The sequence below is a fragment of the Enterococcus sp. C74 genome (genome assembly GCF_040887125.1).
In the GTDB taxonomy this organism is placed as follows: Bacteria; Bacillota; Bacilli; order Lactobacillales; family Enterococcaceae; genus Enterococcus_B; species Enterococcus_B hirae.
In genome coordinates, this window is the sequence record NZ_JBFOFA010000003.1 from 243,914 (window position 1) to 263,646 (window position 19,733).

The 19,733-nt window shown below is 36.9% G+C and carries 21 protein-coding genes; 17 read left to right on the forward strand and 4 right to left on the reverse strand.

Annotation, left to right across the window (positions count from 1 at the left end):
- Positions 1-186: 186 nt before the first annotated feature.
- Positions 187-741, reverse strand: coding sequence for an NADPH-dependent FMN reductase (locus tag AB3H93_RS05645; RefSeq protein WP_010718468.1), 555 nt, complete (start codon positions 739-741; stop codon positions 187-189).
- 338 nt (positions 742-1,079) lie between these two features.
- On the opposite strand from AB3H93_RS05645, the gene AB3H93_RS05650 reads away from it, so the two are divergent.
- The 9 genes from AB3H93_RS05650 to rplS all read left to right on the forward strand — a co-directional run bounded on the left by AB3H93_RS05650 (position 1,080) and on the right by rplS (position 6,433).
- Entirely contained in the window at positions 1,080-1,280 is a 201-nt protein-coding gene (locus AB3H93_RS05650; protein WP_010737914.1) for a PLDc N-terminal domain-containing protein, read from the forward strand.
- Complete coding sequence (locus AB3H93_RS05655; protein ID WP_368020269.1) at positions 1,280-2,179, forward strand: ATP-binding cassette domain-containing protein; 900 nt, start codon at positions 1,280-1,282, stop codon at positions 2,177-2,179. Before AB3H93_RS05650 ends, AB3H93_RS05655 begins: the two co-directional genes overlap by 1 nt.
- Positions 2,176-2,946, forward strand: coding sequence for an ABC transporter permease subunit (locus tag AB3H93_RS05660; protein WP_178285871.1), 771 nt, complete (start codon positions 2,176-2,178; stop codon positions 2,944-2,946). Before AB3H93_RS05655 ends, AB3H93_RS05660 begins: the two co-directional genes overlap by 4 nt.
- A gap of 100 nt (positions 2,947-3,046) precedes the next feature.
- On the forward strand, positions 3,047-3,322 hold the full coding sequence (gene rpsP / locus AB3H93_RS05665) for a 30S ribosomal protein S16 (protein ID WP_010718464.1): 276 nt from the start codon (positions 3,047-3,049) through the stop codon (positions 3,320-3,322).
- Positions 3,323-3,333: 11 nt separating this feature from the next.
- Entirely contained in the window at positions 3,334-3,582 is a 249-nt protein-coding gene (locus AB3H93_RS05670; RefSeq protein WP_010718463.1) for a KH domain-containing protein, read from the forward strand.
- 109 nt (positions 3,583-3,691) lie between these two features.
- Complete coding sequence (locus AB3H93_RS05675; RefSeq protein WP_010718462.1) at positions 3,692-4,534, forward strand: hypothetical protein; 843 nt, start codon at positions 3,692-3,694, stop codon at positions 4,532-4,534.
- Between the two features lie 150 nt (positions 4,535-4,684).
- The gene (rimM, locus tag AB3H93_RS05680; protein WP_010718461.1) at positions 4,685-5,209 is read left to right on the forward strand and encodes a ribosome maturation factor RimM; all 525 of its coding nucleotides are present in this window, start codon (positions 4,685-4,687) and stop codon (positions 5,207-5,209) included.
- A complete protein-coding gene (trmD, locus tag AB3H93_RS05685) occupies positions 5,199-5,948 on the forward strand; it encodes a tRNA (guanosine(37)-N1)-methyltransferase TrmD (protein ID WP_094940995.1) in 750 nt (249 codons plus the stop codon). Before rimM ends, trmD begins: the two co-directional genes overlap by 11 nt.
- A gap of 137 nt (positions 5,949-6,085) precedes the next feature.
- Positions 6,086-6,433 (forward strand): 50S ribosomal protein L19, encoded by a 348-nt coding sequence (gene rplS, locus AB3H93_RS05690; RefSeq protein ID WP_002286913.1) that lies wholly within the window; start codon positions 6,086-6,088, stop codon positions 6,431-6,433.
- A 562-nt stretch (positions 6,434-6,995) separates the two neighbouring features.
- Here the strand turns inward: rplS and AB3H93_RS05695 are convergent.
- The gene (locus AB3H93_RS05695) at positions 6,996-8,342 is read right to left on the reverse strand and encodes a PTS sugar transporter subunit IIC (RefSeq protein ID WP_010737911.1); all 1,347 of its coding nucleotides are present in this window, start codon (positions 8,340-8,342) and stop codon (positions 6,996-6,998) included.
- A gap of 146 nt (positions 8,343-8,488) precedes the next feature.
- Positions 8,489-9,202 (reverse strand): GntR family transcriptional regulator, encoded by a 714-nt coding sequence (locus AB3H93_RS05700; RefSeq protein WP_034700829.1) that lies wholly within the window; start codon positions 9,200-9,202, stop codon positions 8,489-8,491.
- Positions 9,203-9,396: 194 nt separating this feature from the next.
- Between AB3H93_RS05700 and AB3H93_RS05705 the strand changes: the two genes are divergently transcribed.
- From AB3H93_RS05705 to AB3H93_RS05715, 3 genes are all read left to right on the forward strand, one after another.
- Positions 9,397-10,815 carry a glycoside hydrolase family 1 protein gene (locus tag AB3H93_RS05705; RefSeq protein ID WP_034700827.1) on the forward strand — a complete coding sequence of 473 codons (1,419 nt, stop codon included), beginning with the start codon at positions 9,397-9,399 and terminating at the stop codon, positions 10,813-10,815.
- A 1,452-nt stretch (positions 10,816-12,267) separates the two neighbouring features.
- Positions 12,268-13,125, forward strand: coding sequence for a transketolase (locus AB3H93_RS05710; RefSeq protein WP_368020270.1), 858 nt, complete (start codon positions 12,268-12,270; stop codon positions 13,123-13,125).
- The gene (locus AB3H93_RS05715) at positions 13,126-14,085 is read left to right on the forward strand and encodes a transketolase family protein (protein ID WP_368020271.1); all 960 of its coding nucleotides are present in this window, start codon (positions 13,126-13,128) and stop codon (positions 14,083-14,085) included.
- Between the two features lie 227 nt (positions 14,086-14,312).
- Here the strand turns inward: AB3H93_RS05715 and AB3H93_RS05720 are convergent, their stop codons facing one another.
- Positions 14,313-15,071 (reverse strand): DeoR/GlpR family DNA-binding transcription regulator, encoded by a 759-nt coding sequence (locus tag AB3H93_RS05720; RefSeq protein WP_034700821.1) that lies wholly within the window; start codon positions 15,069-15,071, stop codon positions 14,313-14,315.
- A 219-nt stretch (positions 15,072-15,290) separates the two neighbouring features.
- Here AB3H93_RS05720 and AB3H93_RS05725 point away from each other — a divergent pair, with 219 nt between their 5' ends.
- Genes AB3H93_RS05725 through lacB form a run of 5 tightly spaced genes read left to right on the forward strand, consistent with a single transcriptional unit; the run spans position 15,291 to position 19,715 of the window.
- The gene (locus AB3H93_RS05725) at positions 15,291-15,602 is read left to right on the forward strand and encodes a PTS lactose/cellobiose transporter subunit IIA (protein WP_034700819.1); all 312 of its coding nucleotides are present in this window, start codon (positions 15,291-15,293) and stop codon (positions 15,600-15,602) included.
- A 12-nt stretch (positions 15,603-15,614) separates the two neighbouring features.
- Positions 15,615-17,282: a PTS transporter subunit EIIC gene (locus tag AB3H93_RS05730; RefSeq protein WP_368020272.1), complete on the forward strand. Its 1,668-nt coding sequence runs from the start codon at positions 15,615-15,617 to the stop codon at positions 17,280-17,282.
- A gap of 13 nt (positions 17,283-17,295) precedes the next feature.
- Positions 17,296-18,729 (forward strand): 6-phospho-beta-galactosidase, encoded by a 1,434-nt coding sequence (gene lacG, locus AB3H93_RS05735; RefSeq protein WP_063627353.1) that lies wholly within the window; start codon positions 17,296-17,298, stop codon positions 18,727-18,729.
- Between the two features lie 27 nt (positions 18,730-18,756).
- Positions 18,757-19,185, forward strand: coding sequence for a galactose-6-phosphate isomerase subunit LacA (gene lacA / locus AB3H93_RS05740; RefSeq protein ID WP_010718450.1), 429 nt, complete (start codon positions 18,757-18,759; stop codon positions 19,183-19,185).
- 14 nt (positions 19,186-19,199) lie between these two features.
- Positions 19,200-19,715 (forward strand): galactose-6-phosphate isomerase subunit LacB, encoded by a 516-nt coding sequence (gene lacB / locus AB3H93_RS05745; RefSeq protein ID WP_063627351.1) that lies wholly within the window; start codon positions 19,200-19,202, stop codon positions 19,713-19,715.
- Positions 19,716-19,733 lie beyond the last annotated feature (18 nt).

Here is a 19,733-nt window from a genome sequence, read left to right on the forward strand (position 1 = left end):
GATTCTAGTAGTGATAGTACTTTGACCATAAATAGGAAAACAAGCCGAAGAATTCCAAAAATAGGAGAAGCTATTTTCGGATTCTTCGGCTTGTTTTTCAGAGCTAGACAGGTCACAACCTTTTTTCGATTGTTTCCTTCATATATGATCTATTTGATTCGACCCATCGCTTATCAAAGCTAATTTTTACTTAGTTAATTTATTTAAAAAATCAAGATAAGCATCTAGAATCGTTTGGAAGAAGCTGAGTGTTCCTTCCACAATATGACCTTCTTCATCAACTAAATTTGCAATATTGCCAATATAAGCTTCAGGTTGTTGTAAGGTAGGAACATTTAAGAATACAAGTGATTGACGTAGGTGATGGTTCGCGCCAAATCCACCGATACCGCCAGGGGAAGCAGTGACAACTAACCCAGGTTTGCCGTCCCATGCGCTTTGACCGTAAGGGCGAGAGCCTACATCTAGTGCATTTTTAAGTACAGCAGGAACCGAACGATTGTATTCTGGAGAAACAAAAACAACACCTGCTAATTCCTTGACCTCATCACGGAAACGACTCCATTCAGCAGGAGCATTCTCTGGAGTTTCAAGATCTTCGTTATAAAAAGGCAGATCATCGATCTTTACAAAAACACCTTCGTATCCTTCAGGTAGCAAGTTAGCGAAAGCCTCTGCTACTTTTCTATTGTACGAATCCTTGCGCAAACTACCTACAAAAAATCCAATTTTTTTAGTCATAAAACAATTCCTCCTTCAAACTTTCTATATTTATCTTACAAAAAATAAGTAAACTCAGCAAATAAAAACACTTGAGGAACATAGCGACTAATTTAACTACTTTTTTCAACTACTTATAGTAGTTATTGCGTATATATATTTGCTTCACTTGACATGGATCTTCTATAATTAGTGAATAGAAGTCTTGTCTGAAGGAGTTTGTGTGATTTTTTTAGAAAAGAGTGTAGTACATGAACTTTTGATAAAGAATGTTTCTCATTGAAACATCGGTACACATCATCGCATGACTTGGGGTAACGCAGCATCAAATAAAAAGATGAAATTGGTAGGTGGAACAAATGCATATTAACGAGTTTTTACCATTTTTGATCCCATTAGTGATCATACAACTTGGGTTATTTTTTTATGCCCTTTATCATATTTTGACTCATACGCATTATCGATTTGGCAGTCGAACACTCTGGATCATCGTAATTCTCATAGGATTTCAATTTGTTGGTCCAATCTTGTATTTCGTGTTCGGTAAGGAGGAGGCATAATGGCGATCCTTGAACTAATCGATGTATCAAAATCTTTTGGTGAAAAAAAAGTGTTGAACCATCTTTCCCTTACCGTCAAGGAAAAGACGATCTTTGGGTTTATTGGAAAAAATGGTGCAGGGAAAACGACGACGATGAAATTGATTTTGGGGTTGCTAAAAAAAGATGCTGGAACAATCAAGGTTAATGATGAAACGGTTCACTATGGTCAAACAAAAACGAATCGTTGGATCGGCTATTTGCCAGATATTCCGATGTTTTATGACTACCTTACCGCCGAAGAGTATTTGCAATTATGCGGGGAAATCACCGAGATGCCTAAACATAAAATCCAACAAAAAACGCAAGAGTTATTAGCGTTAGTTGGATTGGCTCACGAGAAAAAAAGGATTAGGACTTTTTCAAGAGGGATGAAGCAACGTTTGGGGATTGCCCAGGGGTTACTGAATGAACCAAAACTGTTTATTTGTGATGAGCCGACTTTGGCGTTGGATCCATTGGGGCGTAAAGAAATTTTGGATATCTTATTACGTGTCAAAGAGCAAACAACGATCCTTTTTTCCACACATATTCTATCAGACGTGGAACAAATTTGTGATGAAGTGGCTTTCTTAAATGAAGGAGAAATCGTTTTATCGGGCACGGTAGCAGAATTGAAAACCCATCCTAAAAATGAAGGATTTGAAATCCAATTTTCAACTGTGAAACATTCTCAAGAATTTTTATCGCTTTTACCAGGAGCAATCATGAAAAATGAAACCCTTATTTATCCTGGCAGAACTAACGAAGACTTGCTTCGTGCACTATCTTTAATTGTTGATCACAAATTACCGATTCAATCGATTCATCGTTTAGAACCTTCCTTAGAACAAATTTTTATGGAAGTGGTGGACAAATGAAGCAATTACTCGCGTTTTCAAAAAAAGAATGGAAGGAAAATTGGCGTACAGGTAGATTATTACTGTTGCTTTCATTAACGATCATTTTTGGGATCATGAATCCACTGATAGCCAAATTAACACCCTACATCGTTCAATCGATGTCAGAAAATTTAGCAGCATCTGGTATGAAAATCGGGGAAGTCAATGTAGATGCGCTGACTTCTTGGGGACAATTTTATAAAAACATGCCTATGTTTCTTTTATTGTTTTTGTTATTGTTTAGCTCGACCTTGACGAATGAATATCAAAAAGGAACTTTGATTAATCTTTTAACCAAAGGGATGGTTCGCTGGAAAATTTATTTTACTAAATGGATCATGGGACAGTTTTTTTGGGCAGTTGGTTTTTGGGGTTGTTCCTTCATTACTTACTTTTATACTGCTATTTATTGGGATAATGAGCTGGTTGTTCAATTAGGGACAAGAAGTTTTTATTATTATTTATGGGGTGTGTGGTTATATACTTTATTTCTATGGTTGTCCTCCTTTATTTCTTCTGGCTATTTTGTACTAGCTTGTGGAGGGATTTGTGTGGCTGGCTGTTATCTGTTATCTATGTTTACAAAAGTTGCTGAGTATTCTCCTTTTTATTTAACGACAGCTTCGAACGCATTAGGTGAAAGGATTGATTCGAGTAACTATACTTTTTCTTTAATGGTAACAGGTTTGATGATTGCTGCCTTTTTAGTGACAGGAATTCTTTTTTTCAATAAAAAAGAGAGTTGAAAAAATTTTTTATTAGCTGTAAAGAAAAAAAGCTTTACAGGGTAAAAAAAAACTGTTACACTACAACTTGTGAATAAAACAATGGAGGTGGAAATATATAATGGCAGTTAAAATCCGTTTAAAACGTATGGGTTCTAAAAAGAGTCCTTTTTACCGTATCGTCGTAGCTGATTCACGTTCTCCTCGTGATGGACGTTTCATCGAAACTGTAGGTACTTACAATCCTTTGAAAGACCCTGCAGAAGTAGTTTTAAAAGAAGATTTAGTTCTTAACTGGTTATCTAAAGGTGCGCAACCTTCTGATACTGTACGTAACATCCTTTCAAGAGAAGGCGTTATGCAAAAACACCACGAAGCTAAATTCTCAAAGAAATAAGGTGATCGGATATGAAAGATTTAAGCGAATTAGTCTTAACAATCGTTCGTCCGTTAGTCACTTATCCTGAACAAGTCCAGTTAGAAGTCACTGAGTCAAAAGACTTCTATGAATATAACCTAACTGTGGCTCCTGAAGATATTGGTCGTATCATCGGTAAACAAGGGCGTGTTGCGAAAGCAATTCGTACGATCGTTTACGGGGTACGAACAAATGCACCGAAAAAAGTGCGTTTAAATATTATCGATCATAAGGAATAAAAAAAGCTGTTTCGTCTTGACGAGACAGCTTTTTTCTTTTTGAGGGGACTACTTGGCAAATGAGTATAGAAAGCGTATCCTTAAAGTATAGAAAGGAGTAGATATACCTATGAAAAAAGTTGCATTATTGATACCAGCTCTTTTACTTTTAAGTGCCTGTCAAGGGACAAATAATTCTACTGAAACAACTGATACGGCGACACCAGAGACTCATTCAACGAGTCATAGTACTTCCAAAGAAACAGATACTCAATCAACAACCAAAAAGAGTGAAAGCTCTGAGATGTCTGGAAATACAACGGAAACGGCGACTACAAAAACAGAAACATCTACACAGAATAAACAAGCACAAACCGCATTTGAAGAACTGAAAGAAAAATACCCAACAACACCGATGCCACAAGAGATACCGATTACAACAGGGAAATTAAACATCGCTGCTGCCGAAACCAAACAGGGCTTTTCGATCTTATACTATGACCTACCCAAAGCCTATGTCTTAAATGCCAAAGAGTTAAATCAAGAAACCCCGATGGCTTCTTATCTTTACCAGTATGGCTTTGCTTCTAGTCAAGAAGCAATTGATGCCTTGCAACCAGTTACGGTTGATACAAACGGCCGACAAGTCGATTTGGGCTATAATATCACTGGCTATCAACAAGGAGCAGCGGGATCTAGTATTCTAGAATGGCAAGAAGGAAATTGGAGTATTCGTGTCCGGGCAAGTAATATTGAAGGACAAGATCCTGTACCGTTAGCCAAAGAAATCGTTGCTTACTTAGAAAAAGCAAGTTTGCCTGCTCCTGAGAAGTACGGGAAAATTACGGTTGAAATGAATGATTCTTCCCAACAAGCTACACAAGTAAGCTGGCAAGAGCCTAAAAATGTTTATACTGTTACCCACAAAGATACTCTTTCCGCATTGAAAATGGCTGTTTCTATGAACCAATAAATGATTGGAAAATGATATAGAAAAGCGAAAAGAAAGTAGAATTGCATATGCACACATGCTAAAATAAGGCAGATACGTCAAAAACACGTTCAGCCATTTAAAAACCATTGTTTGGTTGAAACATGTGTGAAAAGGAAAAGGGGATACAAGTTGACTGAATATTTAAATGTTGGAAAAATCGTAAATACTCAAGGGATCAAAGGAGAAGTGCGCGTCATTTCTACCACAGATTTTCCAGAAGAACGATATAAAAAAGGTGCTGTACTTACCTTGTTTCAAGAGAAGAAAGCGCCAATTGAATTAACCGTCAAAAGTCATCGTAAACATAAAAATTTTGACTTGTTAAGTTTTGAAGGGCATCCTTCAATCAATGATGTTGAAAAATATCGAGACGGTATTTTAAAAGTTTCAAAAGAAGAAACGATCGAGTTGCCAGAAAATGAATTTTATTATCATGAGATCATTGGAGCAAAGGTCGTTGAGGAAAATGGAAATGAATTAGGTAAAATCAAAGAAATTCTTTCACCAGGTGCTAACGATGTTTGGGTAGTCCAACGACCAAAGAAAAAGGATGTTTTGCTTCCTTATATTGACTCAGTGGTTAAAACAGTTGATTTAGAAAATGGGGTCATTTACGTCGAGATTCCAGAAGGATTGATCGATGATGAAAATTGATGTCTTAACACTCTTCCCACGAATGTTTGAAGGACCAATGGGTGAATCGATCATCGGTAAAGCGGTCAATAAAGGATTGTTAGAGATCAATGTTTCTAATTTTAGAGACTATTCCGATAATAAACACCAAACGGTCGATGATTATCCATATGGTGGCGGGGCAGGGATGTTGTTAAAAGTCCAACCTATCTATGACAATATCAAAGCAATTGAACAAGCAAATCCTGAAACAAAAAAACGTGTGATTTTATTGGATCCAGCTGGTAAACGATTTGATCAAGCGATGGCGGAAGAATTTTCGAATGAAGAACATTTAGTATTTATTTGTGGACATTACGAAGGCTATGATGAACGAATCCGTTCGCTAGTTACGGATGAAGTCTCTTTAGGTGATTATGTCTTGACTGGTGGCGAACTTGGCGCAATGGTGATGATTGATGCAACAGTCCGCTTACTACCGGATGTTTTAGGAAATCAAACATCCGCTCAAACAGATTCTTATTCAACGGGATTATTGGAACATCCTCAATATACACGGCCAGCAGAATTTAACGGGATGAAAGTCCCAGAAGTTTTAACAAATGGAAACCATAAATTGATTGAAGAATGGCAACTGAAAGAATCCTTAAGAAGAACCTATCAACGCCGACCTGACTTATTGGAACAATTAACAATGACCTCACAAATGCTGAAATTGTTAGAAGAAGTCAAAAAAGAAGAATCAGACGAAATAGAATAAGAAATATCAATATGACTCTTTACACTAAATTGATAGTGTGATAATATTTTATGGTGAGTGCAAAAGCACTTAACTATTACGATGTTCCGCTGTGAGGGAAAACTCATAAGAATGTTTGGAATAAGGAGAAAAGATCAATGAATCCATTAATCGAAGAATTAACAAAAGAACAATTACGTTCTGACATCCCAGCTTTCCGCCCTGGTGACACTGTACGTGTTCATGCGAAAGTTGTCGAAGGTACACGTGAACGTATCCAGTTATTTGAAGGTGTTGTAATCAAACGCCGCGGAGCTGGAATCAGCGAAACTTATACAGTACGTAAAGTTTCTAACGGAGTAGGCGTTGAACGTACATTCCCATTGCATACACCACGTGTTGCAAAGATCGAAGTCGTTCGCTACGGTAAAGTACGTCGTGCAAAATTGTACTACTTACGTGCATTACACGGAAAAGCTGCTCGTATCAAAGAAATCCGTCGTTAATCTATCGTTATCTGATAGTGGAAGAACCCTTGATTTTCAAGGGTTCTTTTTTTGATTATTTTTATAAGCAGTAAATCTAGATTGTTTGACATTATAGATTTGCAAGAGTGGCAAACAAGGAGCAAAAAGTCGAGTCACTTTGGTATATCTTAAATATACGTCAATCAGATGACACGATGACAGTCCTATTCATACCAAAGGGGCGACAGATCTGGTAGGTGAACGTAATCAGCTTATCAAGTTTATATGTACTACACGCAAACGCTATGCGTATTAAAGAGATCAGAAAAAAATCCTGCTAGAGAGTGTCTAAAAATATAAATTGCGACAGTCCTTGAATAATAAGAACTTTTTTTGAATGTTTTTACTAACAATCGTTTTGTCATTGGCAAGTTAACTGAAAATGAGACTGAAAAATCTGTTCTGATTCATCAGTCTCATAATTTCAACTTATTCAAAATGCAACGATGATCCCAAATGTCGGTTGTTAAGAGAATTGAGGACGTTTTTTTACATATTTACTAAACGAGAAAGGCCACTTTTTTAGGAGTGGAGGTGTCAATTATTGATTAGTGATTTCAGCTTCCTTTTGAGCCATTTTTGCCGTTACGTGTTCATCAATTCGTAGGAATGGTAGATAGATAAATACGCTAACCGCAATGATTAGAACTTGCAATACTGCTGCTCGCCAATCCCCACCTGTCGCAAGGAATCCTGAAATAACTGGTGGTGTGGTCCACGGTATCTGAACTACCACATGATTGATTAAGCCGGCTGCAGTCGCAAAGTAGGCAGTTACTAATGAGAAGATTGGTGCTAACACAAACGGAATAATTAGACTCAAGTTAAATACGATCGGTAATCCAAAGATGATCGGCTCACTGATATTAAACATCGCTGGTGTTACCGATAGTTTAGCAAAGTCTTTATAATCTTTTCGACGACTAAAGATGAAAATCGCAATCAATAAGGCGATCGTATTTCCTGAACCACCCATAACAGCAAAAGTATCCTTGAAAGCCATGTTGATAATATGTGGGATGTGTTCATGGTTTGCATAAGCTGCCATATTTTCTTGCATGTTTTGTAATAAGAACGGATCAAGTAAAGAACCTGAAATTACAGCTTGATGAATTCCAAAACCAAAGAATAAATTGGCGATTGATGTGATTAAGATAAAGCCAGGTAAACCAGTTGTGATGTGACTTAAAGGTCCCGTGATCGCTTTAGTGATCACGCCATTTACGTCCATGTTGAATAACTGATTGACAGCGAAAGATAGAATCGCAAAACCAGTAACAGTAATCATGATCGGGATCAATACATTGAATGACTTCAACACTGCGGGCGGGATATTTCCAGATAGTTTGATTTGCAATTTTTCATTTGTAGATAATTTAATGAATAGCTCAGTAGCTACTAATCCAACAAAGATTCCGACAAACATTCCTGATGCACCTGTATGGGAACCTGGAATAACTCCGGTTACTTCAATCGCTTTTTTTGCATTTTCCGGAGTGAACATCATTTTCATTGGTGTTAAAACGATGAAAGTTGAGATCGAAACTAAAACCGCTGCGATATGATTTGTATAATTTCTGCTAACACACATATGATAAGAAACTGCAGCTACAACTAATAGCGTCGTAATACTCAATGTTCCATTGGCGATCGACATGCCAATTTCTTGAACTTTCATTAATGTTTCGGGTTTAACAATTTTACCCATAAAACCAGTTGGTTCTAAGATAACGTAATTAATCAAAGTCACGAATCCAGCTAACATCATAAATGGCATGAATGTTGCAAATGCATCGCGTAATGTACGCATATGAATTTGATTTCCTAGCTTAGATGCGATCATACCAAATCGTTCAAACACCTGTTCCTTCTTATTTGTTTTCTTCATGGTATATTCTCCTTGTTTTTTATTTGTAAGCACTTACCGTAGTTCAATAATAGAACGGAATTTGATAAAAGTAAATAACTTTTTTTAAAATTATATACTTTAATGAAAAAGGGCAAAAAAAGAGCTGATTTCCTCAGCTCTTTCAATCATTTTTCAACAAAAACGGCTTCAAAAACAAAATCTTGATACAAATGCCTTGTAATGGAGTATTCAAAAGGAGTCCCGTTTGCCAAAGAAACACTTTTTTCAACTTCAATCATAAAGTCTCCGGCATCAATTCCTAATATAGTTGCATCAAACTCGGTTGCCAGTACGCCCTTCATCCAAACGTGAGAAGCATTGATCTCTAACTGCAGTTCATTGCGAATATAGGAATAAACCGATTTTTTCAAGTGTTTAGGTTCCAAACCAGGAATAATTGATAGCGGCATAAAAGTTTGTTCCAATGAATAGGGTTGTTGATCGACAAAACGACTGCGAACAATATTATAAATGTATTCCTTGTCGTTAATCTGTAATCGCTCTGCTATTTTTTTTGACGGTAATTCAATTGAAAACATATGAATTTCAGAGTCAACATGTTCTTCGCCAACTACGCTCATAAAACCTTCGCTTGGACCGAAAACTTTCGAATTATGGATCGGTTTGCGCAAAACTTCGGTTCCAAATCCACTTCGACTATGTAAAACTCCTTCAGAAACTAACATGTCTAATCCTTTTTTTACTGTCAATTTACTCGTATGATATTGTTTTGCCAATTCGGAACCAGTTGGTAATTTTTCACCGATCGCGTAAGTACCGTTTTCAATTTTCTTTTTTACATCAGAATAAACTTCCATATATTTCGCATTCTTCTTCATTTTTTCCCTCCTATAGTTACCGTGTAAAGATATAAATAATTATATACCTTTCTTTAATTTTAGCAATCTTTAAAGGGTAAAACAATTAACATTTATAAAAAGTATATATTTTTTAATAAAAAAATATTCCAATTTATTGGAAGCGGTGTTATGATGGAGTAGTACTCAAGAGAATGTCATTTTAGGAGGATACAATGAACAAACAACAATTAACATTTCCAGAAAACTTTTGGTGGGGTTCTGCTTGGTCAGCTGAGCAAGCAGAAGGTCGTGGTGAAACTGGAAAAGCCGAAACGGTTTGGGAACGTTGGTACAAAGAACAACCATACCGTTTTTATCAAAGGATTAGTTCAGAAATTACGACAGATCACATTCATCGTTATAAAGAAGACGTTCAACTGATGAAGCAAACCGGACATAATTCCTTTCGGGTCTCGATCTCTTGGGCGCGGATGTTCCCAAATGATGGAGTAGGGGAGGTAAATCCAAAAGCGGTTGAATTTTATCGGGATTTATTTACTGAGATGAATAACAATGGTATTAAAGTATTCGCCAATCTTTATCATTTTGATATGCCAGCAGCCCAACAGGATAAAGGCGGTTGGGAATCACGGGAAGTTGTCGATGCATATGTGCAATTTGCAGTTACTTGTTTCAAGGAGTTTGGCGATCTCGTCTACCACTGGTTCACTTTCAATGAACCGTTGGGGCCGATCTTAGGGTCATATTTGGAAGACTTCCATTACCCAAATTTGATTGATTTCAAACGAGGAGCGCAAGCGGCTCACTTTACTATTTTGGCTCACGCGAAAGCAATTGCAGCACACAAAGAGTTGAATTTGAACAGTAAAATAGGTGTTATCTTGAATTTAAGCCCGACATTTCCAAGGAGTCAAACCCCCGCTGATGTGAAGGCAGCTGAAATTGCGGATCTTTTTTATGTTCGCAGTTTTTTAGATCCAATGGTCAAGGGTGTTTATCCAGAAAAATTAATTAACCTTTTACGTGAATATGATCAATTGCCAACGGATTATACCGAGGAAGACCTGCGTTGTATCAAAGAGAACACGGCACAAATCTTAGGATTGAACTATTATGAACCACGTCGTGTGAAGGCTCGTTTAACTGCAATCAATCAAGAGGGTCCGTTCTTACCGGATTGGTTTTTTGAGAATCATGTGATGCCGGGACGACGGATGAATGAATATCGTGGTTGGGAAATTTATGAAAAAGGTATCCATGATTTATGCATGGATATCAAAGAAAACTATGGGAATATCGAATCCTTTATCTCTGAAAATGGGATGGGCGTAGCAGATGAGGAACGCTTTATGGATGAAAGTGGGCAAGTGATTGATGATTACCGGATCGAATATATCCAAGATCACCTCGCCTATCTTTGGAAAGCAATCAATGACGGCTGTAATATCAAAGGGTATCATCTTTGGACCTTTATTGACTGCTGGTCCTGGATCAATGCATATAAGAACCGTTATGGACTAATTTCTCTTGATCTGCCAACCCAAAAACGGACGATCAAGAAAAGTGGTGAGTTCTACAAACAGTTAAGCAATCAAAATGGGTTTGAGTATGATATTGATCGATTGGTATAGCAAAAAATGAGTGAAAAAACTTGTATTTTTGTTTGAAAATCTTTTATCTAGAAATCATAGAGTTATTCATTCAATGGGGTTGTTCAAATAAGCATCGGGACTGGGACAAAAGTTCTCTCAGTATCTTCTAGTATCTCTAAAAACGAATAAACGGTGTTCAAAGAGCTGACCTTCGGCGATAAGTCAAAAAATCTCAAAACATGGGGAGCTGTTTCGAGATTTTCATCCTTAATGTTCCTGCGATTACTCGTTGCAGTTTTTACTTGGTGAGTGCTCAGGTCAAGACACTCTTTTCACGACCTCAAGAGAAACACAAAAAACGCTTGGTGTTCGTTTATTTGTTCCCATAGATCTACTGGCTATAAATAGCTCATCGCTTTGTTCAAAAAAACAGAAGCCATTTTCAGTATTGTGCACGAATTGTTTAACTATCACACATTGATTAGTAACTGGGATAGTAGTTGAGAGCGTAGCGTATTCTTTTGTAAAATGAAAGGTCTGAAACAATCATTAACCTAAAAAGAAAGTAAGCCTGATTTTGATTCATTACGTCAAAGTCAGGCTTATTTTTTCTGTTCTAGGCACGATCTTTCACGAATTTTCTTCAATTAAGTACCATGAGTGCGAAGGTGCTTAATTAATGGATCCTGTTTTCCACGTAAATGAAAACGACGGAATGTCAATTAGATACCTGATTGTTTTTCTATGTTTTTACTAATTGTTCAAGCAACGATTGAATGAACATTAGCAAGAAATTTCATTTAGCTATACGAACAACTGCAAATTATTTTGAAAATAGAAGATTCAATGAGTAAACCAACGCACCAGTATGTCCTAGTACAGCCGGAAATCAAAAAGCCTAAAATAATTAGGAGCAGTGAGATTGAAGAGGGATCGGAATATTCAGATGGGAAATACCGAAAGAGTTTTTATAGGGTGAGTCATTTTCATTTTTAACAAAACAATTTACTCCGGTTTCAGTGAGGTAGTTTGGTAATGGAATAAGATAAATATTTTTTATCGTTATTTTAAAATAACATTTTTAATAGGAAGGTGTATCTCGTTTATTATATGTATCTTTATTCTTAATGTTGATAATGTAATTTTTTTGTTGTAATATTTTTTTATGATAACAGACTTTTTGTTTTTATTATAACAAATTTATCTTATTAAATATTTTCTATTTTTTTATTTTATAAATGAATATACTGAATATATTATGAGATGTGTACTTATGTTATATATGAAGGGGTAGGGAAGGAAAAGGGGACATAAGATGACATAAAATGGCTTTACACTCAGTTCAAAAGGAGGGAAGTGTCCAGTGAGGTTGTAGATTAAGGAGTATCATCTTATTTTGATCAGATCATAAAAGAGAAAGTATACATATCATGTGAAAAATCTGTATGGCATCATGAATTATTCTCTAATTCATTTATAGGAGGAATCGTTATGGCTATTGATCATAAACAAGTGACTCAATTGGAAAAATTAGCATTAAACATTCAACTAGATATTTTGATAAGTGTTAAACAAAGAGGAGAAGAATCAATGGATTGTTCTTTTTCTATGATCAAATTGTTAGCTGTTTTATACGGTAAACAGATGAAGATTGACCCGAAAAAACCAGATTGGGGAAATCGTGATCAATTAGTTTTAGCTAAAAGTCATGCGGTATTGGAATTATATAGTACTTTATCTAATCTAGGGTATTTTGATAAGAAGTGGCTATGGACGATGAGTCATCAAGGGGACAGACTCCCTAAAAAGTTAGATCGTTCAAAGACTCCTGGAATCGATGTGACAATCGGGGACTTAAATAACGGTGTTGCAATAGCTGCAGGTCTTGCGATGGGATTAAAAATAGCAAATAAGGAAAATGATGTTTATTTAGTGATGGATGAAGACGAATTAAAAGATGAACGTTGCTGGCAAGTATTTCAGTGTATTGCTCATTTTAAATTAGATCATTGCTTGGTAATTATTGATAGTGGTTATAGAAAACGAGAACAGTTAAGCAAAAGGTATGAGAAATCTTATCTATTGAAAAGAAAAGCAGAGAAGGCTGGGTTTTATACGTTGCTCGTTGATGGGACAAATATCAAAGCAATCAATGAGGCGATTGAAGAGTATAAAATGAGGACGACACAAGCCTTCTGTATTGTTTTAGAAAGTTATCCAGAGCGAGTGCTATCAGACTTAACAATGGACGATCATAAGGATTCAAGTAAAAAAATTCCTAAAACATTCCATCAAGAGATAGAAAAAACGATTTTGAAATTACAAGAAAAGCTTGAAAGGATGAGCTAAATGGTTCAGTTAAGTAACTCGTTATCTGTAAGGAAAGAACTTCGTACTTGCATAGTTGATACATTAAATGAATTAATGACAAAAAACCACAATATCGTTGCGTTAGAAAATAAGTTTGAATCATTTAGTAATTGGGTTGATTTAAAAAATGAACACCCAAAGAGATATCTCAACATGCCTGTGGATGAAGAGAACATGGTAGGTATTGCAGCGGGGTTAAGTTTAGCTGGCTACCAACCTTTTATCCATCTTTTTGATTCTCATGCGATTCGAAAAATTTTTGATCAATTATTCATTTCCGAAGGATACGGTGGAAATACCATCAATATTTTTGGGGAATATTTCGTATCTAATCGAAATGGAAAGGAACGCGTCAATGAACTAGGGGAAGATTTAGCGTTGATGACAATGATCCCAAATTCAATTATTTGTGAAGCAACAGATGAGGTGCAAATGGCATGGATCATCAAAGAATTTAGCCAATTGAGCGGTATTCACTATGTACGCGGAGAAAATAAAAGGATACCTAATATCTATAAAAAAGAAACGACTTTTCAATTAGGCAAAGGAAACATTGTATGGCATGGAACAGATATTTTAATTATTGTCGCTGGCAGATTAGTTTACGAAGCTCTCAATGTTGCTAAGCGGTTAAAGTCCTGTCAAATTAGTTGCGAAGTCATTGATATGTTTACGATCAAACCAATCGATAAACAGTTGATCCTTAACGAGTTGAAAGGGAAAACACAAGTGGTCACTATCGAAAATTATGCAGTTATTGGTGGCTTGAGCAGTGCGGTGAACAGAGCTCTTACAGAAAATAAAGCAGCTGTTCCGTTGAGAAAGATAGAGATTGTGAAGCTTAGGCAACAAACGGATATGCCAATCCAGACAGAAGGTTTTGACTTAGTGGTTCAGTTGATTGTTGAAACAATATTAGCGAATGAGCTAGATCGATAACGGAAAAATTGAGCTGGATCATGATAAAGGATAAAATTTCTTGAAAAAAATTAGTGTATCAAAGAAAGCATATGAAATATTAATTCTAATCGAAATATATAAAGAGCCTTGATTGATCAAGGGAATGAAGAAAACGAAAAAGGCAGCGTTTGGATTGGCCCGATGAAAGGGCCATTTGGGCGCTGTCTTCCTTTAATTTTTCGTTTCTTTAACTACTTAAAAGAGTTTTAATCAATTAATAATTGAACATGTTTGCCAAAAGTTTCTTTTTGACTATCGGATATAGCAGAATCGGTAATCAAATAGTCGACTTCTTGGAGTGGATAAAAGCCATAGAAATCTTTTTTATCAAGTTTATGATGATCTGCTACGATATATCGTGTTTCAGCGCTGTTCAATGCGTAACGTTGAGTCAATCCTTCGTCTTCATTTGAAGTGAAAACGGATGTTTTATCTAATCCATTTACCCCGATGAAACTTTTTTTTACATGGATATTTGCAATAAAATCATTGGCGATCGTCCCAACGAAAGCGCCGGTCTTATTTCGATAGGAGCCGCCGATCAGGATGATCTCAAATCGAGGATCACTTTTGAATTTGTTAAACACATGGATCGAATTGGTGATGATTTTAGCATGGTTAATCGTCAAAAAATCATAAGCTAATTCAATCGTTGTTCCAGGTCCTAAAAAGACAGTATCGCCTTCGTGGATATGATTCGCAATGATTGTGGCAATTTCTATTTTTTCTGACAAATGAAGATCCTTTTTTTCCCGATGACTTAGTTCGATCACGGAAGTTTTAGGATTTAATAGTTTGGCACCACCATGAATGCGAATGATTAACCCCTTATCCTCCAATTCCTGCAAATCTCTACGAACAGTCATATCAGCTACTTTCAATTCTTGAACAATATCGGCCACTTTCACGATGCCGTTCTTCTCTAGTTGTGCTAATAAGTATTTTTGTCGTTCTTCTTTTAACATGATATAAACTCCCTGATATTTCGTGGTTCTTATTTTTTTGTTTGAAATAAACATAAAACATTCAAAGGAGGTTGTCAAATATTAAAGGTTTGTATAAGAAAATAGATTGACATGTTAAAAACATTCGGTTACTATTTGTTTGCAAAGGACAAAAACGAACACAAACAAACATAAACTGGAACAAATATAATGTTCTTGTAAGAGAATGGAGGAAGAAAAATGGATAAAGAAACAGTAGCAATGATTGGATTTGAAGTGGTAGCTTTTGCTGGTGAAGCAAGATCGAAATTGATCGAAGCGTTAGCTAAAGCAGAGAAGGGGGAATTTGAAGAAGCCAATGGATTAGTTGAAGAAGCAAATCAGAGTTTGGTTGAAGCGCACAATTCTCAAACTAAAATGTTAGCTGCTGAAGCGAGTGGTGAAACAATTGAAGTAGGGTTTATTATGGTTCACGCCCAAGATCATCTAATGACCACGTTGCTATTGAAAGATGTCATTCAACATCTCTTTAATATTTATAAAAAATCATAGAGGAGCCTGGGTATGAATGCAATGATCAAACGTATCGAAAAAATGAAACCGTTTTTTGAGAAAATTTCTAATAATTCTTATTTAAGAGCAATTAGGGATGGTTTTATCAGTCTTATCCCTGTCATTCTTTTTTCAAGCTTTTTTTTATTGGTAGCATATGTTCCCAACGCATTCAATTTTCATTGGGGAGAAGAAATAGAGTCCATTCTAATGAAAGCGTATAACGGGTCCATGGGGATATTAGGGATCTTAATGGCTGCTACAGTGACCAAGAGTTTGACAGAAAACTTTAATACTAAATTGCCAAAAACGAATCAAATCAATAGTACTTCAACCATGATCGCTGCTTTTATTGGTTTCTTGATTGTTGGGGTTGATTCGTTAGAAGGTGGATTTGCTTCTGATTACATGGGGACCAAAGGATTGATGACAGCGTTCATTGTTGGTTTTATTGTTCCTAATATCTATCGATTCTGTGTTAGCAAGAATTTGACAGTGAAAATGCCAGAGGAAGTTCCTGGTAATATCTCACAGACATTTAAGGATTTGATCCCGATTACACTGTCGACCGTCTTTTTTTGGGGATTTGATTTGGGTTTTCGTAACCTTGTCGGTAGTGGGTTTTCAGAAAAATTGATTGAGCTGTTTCAACCAATTTTCTCAGCGGCCGATGGCTATTTTGGGTTAGCACTCATTTTTGGGGCAATGGCGTTTTTCTGGTTTGTCGGTATCCACGGTCCCTCTATTGTTGAGCCAGCTGTTGCTGCCATCTACATAACAAATGTAGAGATGAATTTTCAACTGTATCAAAGTGGGGAACATGCACCGAAAATTTTATCTCAAGGCTTACAATACTTTGTTGCCACACTAGGTGGGACGGGTGCGACATTGGTCATTACGTTGATGTTTGCTTTTCTAGCAAAGTCAAAGCAGTTAAAAACAATGGGACGTGCCTCAGCGATTCCCGTTTTGTTTGGTGTGAATGAACCCATGCTGTTTGGTGCACCAATTGTATTGAATCCTATCTTTTTTATTCCTTTTATTCTTGCACCGATCCTCAATGTCTGGATCTTTAAATTTTTTGTTGAGGTGTTAGATATGAATGGATTCATCTACAATCTGCCATGGACAACTCCTGGACCAGTAGGGTTGATCTTAGGGACAGGTTTTGCTGGACTATCGATCGTTTTGATGATTGTTTTATTAACCGTTGATTTTGCGATTTACTATCCATTTTTCAAAGCCTATGACAATGAATTATTAGTGAAAGAAAAAGAAATAGGGCACGGGGATCAGTTGGAAAGTACAACTGTCAAACCAGCAGTCGTTTCACCGGCATTTGCTAAACAAAAGAATGATCAGACTGATCAGACTAATGTTCTTGTACTTTGTGCCAATGGAGCAACTAGTTCGATGTTAGCCAATGCAATTAAAAAGGGTGCGAAGGAATTGAGTATCGGTGTGGATGCGACGGCAATGGCTTATGGGCAACATAAAGATCAGATTGGCGAGTTTGACTTGATTATCTTAGCTCCGCAAATGGCTTCGATGCTTGAGGAACTGAGAGAAAGTGCGAAGGACCATAAAACACAAACTGTTTCTACTACGGGAATCGAGTACGTCAAACTTGCAAAAGCACCTACTGATGCGGTCAACTTTGTTTTTGAAAATCTAACATGATGTGGAGGATGCGATGAATAAATTTCCAGAACATTTTATTTTTGGAGCGGCAACGGCCGCTTATCAAGCTGAGGGTGCCCTTTCAATAGGAAACCGTGGGAAAAATTATTGGGATGATTACCTTAAAAAGACAGGGACGTTTGACCCTAGTCAAGCAAGTGATTTCTATAATCGTTATGCAGAAGACTTACAAGCATGTCATCAGTTTGGCATCAATGGCATTCGGATTTCGATTGCCTGGTCTAGGATCTTTCCTAGTGGGAGGGAGAAGGTCGATCCGATCGGTGTCCAATTTTATCATCGTTTGATCGATTCTTGTATCAAAAATGGAGTCACGCCGTTTGTGACTTTGCACCATTTTGATACACCAGAGAAGCAATTTAAAGATGGTGATTGGTTGTCTGCAAATATGGTGGATGATTATGTTGACTTTGCGCAATTTTGTTTCGAAGAATACGGGGACAAAGTGAAACATTGGATCACGATCAATGAACCTTGGTCAGTGGTTGCCGGTCAATACATCATCGGTCATTTTCCGCCGAACAATCAATATGAGCTGGGTAAAGCGATCCAATCGATGCACAACATGATGGTTGCCCACGCTCGCGTAGTCAAAAAATACAAGGAAGCTAATTACCAAGGTGAGATCGGGATCGTTCATATTTTAGAATCAAAGTACGGGATAACTGATCAGAGAGAAGATAGCCTGTCAGCGAAGAAAGAACATATCTTGGCGAATCAATTTCTATTGGATGCGACGTTTAAAGGGGAATACTCAGCAGAAACGATGCGTGTGATCAATGAGATCTTATCTGCAAATGGGGCGCAGCTTGAACTCAAAATAGAAGATTTTGATCATCTAAAAGAAGCAGCAAAAATGATTGATTTTTTAGGAGTCAATTATTATGCGAGTCATTTTTTAAAAGGCTATACAGGAACATCAAAAATCCAACATAACGGAACTGGTGAAAAAGGAAGTAGTATCTTTGCCTTGCAAGGTGTAGGAGAAAGGGTAACAAATCCTGTAATCCCAACGACTGACTGGGATTGGCCGATCTATCCACAAGGGTTGGAAGATATGCTTCTCTTGATCAAACAGAATTATCCGAACTATGGAAAAATCTATGTAACAGAAAATGGTTTAGGGAGTAAGGATCATTTTGAAGCGGGACAAATCAATGATGAGGAGCGGATCGATTATGTTCGTCTTCATCTAGCCGCTATTTTACGGGCGATCGACCAAGGTGTGAGAATTGAGGGATACTTTATTTGGTCGTTGATGGATATGTTTTCTTGGACAAATGGTTACAATAAACGTTATGGATTATTTTACGTAGATTTTGATACGCAGCAACGATTTCCTAAAAAGAGTGCTTATTGGTACCAAAAAATCAGCAAAGAAAAAGTATTGGATCAACCGATTAAAAATGAAACTAGCGAGAAATGAGAAAACTAAACAGGAGGAAAAATGAGTATGCGAGTAGTCATTGGTGCGGATAGCGACGGAATGGAATTAAAAGAATGGTTAAAAGATAAGCTCGTGCAAGAGGGATTTGAAGTAGAAGATAAAAGTATTCAACCAGCAGAAGATTTTATTGCATCTACATTAGCTATCACAACAGATTTAAAAGAACACCCGGAAAGTCTAGGGATCGCTATTGATGGTTATGGTGCAGGGAGCTTTATGGTCGCAACAAAAATAAAAGGAATCGTGGCAGCTGAAGTGTCGGATGAAAGAAGTGCTTATATGACTAGAGATCATAATGATGCCCGAATGATTACCTTAGGCGCAGCGATTGTTGGTAAAGAGCTTGCGTTAAATATCGTTAAGGGATTTTTGACCGCATCTTATAGTGGTGGTCGTCATCAGATTCGTGTAGATATGTTAAATGAAATGGGTTAAGAAAGGAGCAGATAATGAGAATAGCAATTGGATGTGACCACATCGTAACAGATACAAAAATAGCAGTTGCGGATTTTTTGAAATCAAAAGGGCATGAAGTAGTGGATGTAGGGACCTATGATTTTACCCGCACACATTACCCGATATATGGGAAAAAAATTGGAGAAGCAGTAGTTAAAAAAGAAGTTGATTTAGGCGTATGTTTATGTGGAACAGGTGTCGGGATTACCAATGCAGTCAATAAAGTACCTGGAGTAAGAGGTGCGTTGGTACGTGACATGACCAGTGCCATCTATGCAAAAGAGCAACTAAATGCGAACGTCATTGGTTTTGGTGCCAGAATCACAGGAGAATTTTTGATTTGTGATGTCATCGAAGCCTTTATTCAGGCAGAATATCAAGAAACAGATAAAAACAAACAGTTGATCGAAAAAATCAACCAGTGTGAAAGCACAAATGCTTCGCAAGAGAAGCCGGAATTTTTTGCAAAATTTCTTAAAAAATGGGAAATGGGCGAATACGAAGACTAAAAGGAGCGTGACATAGAA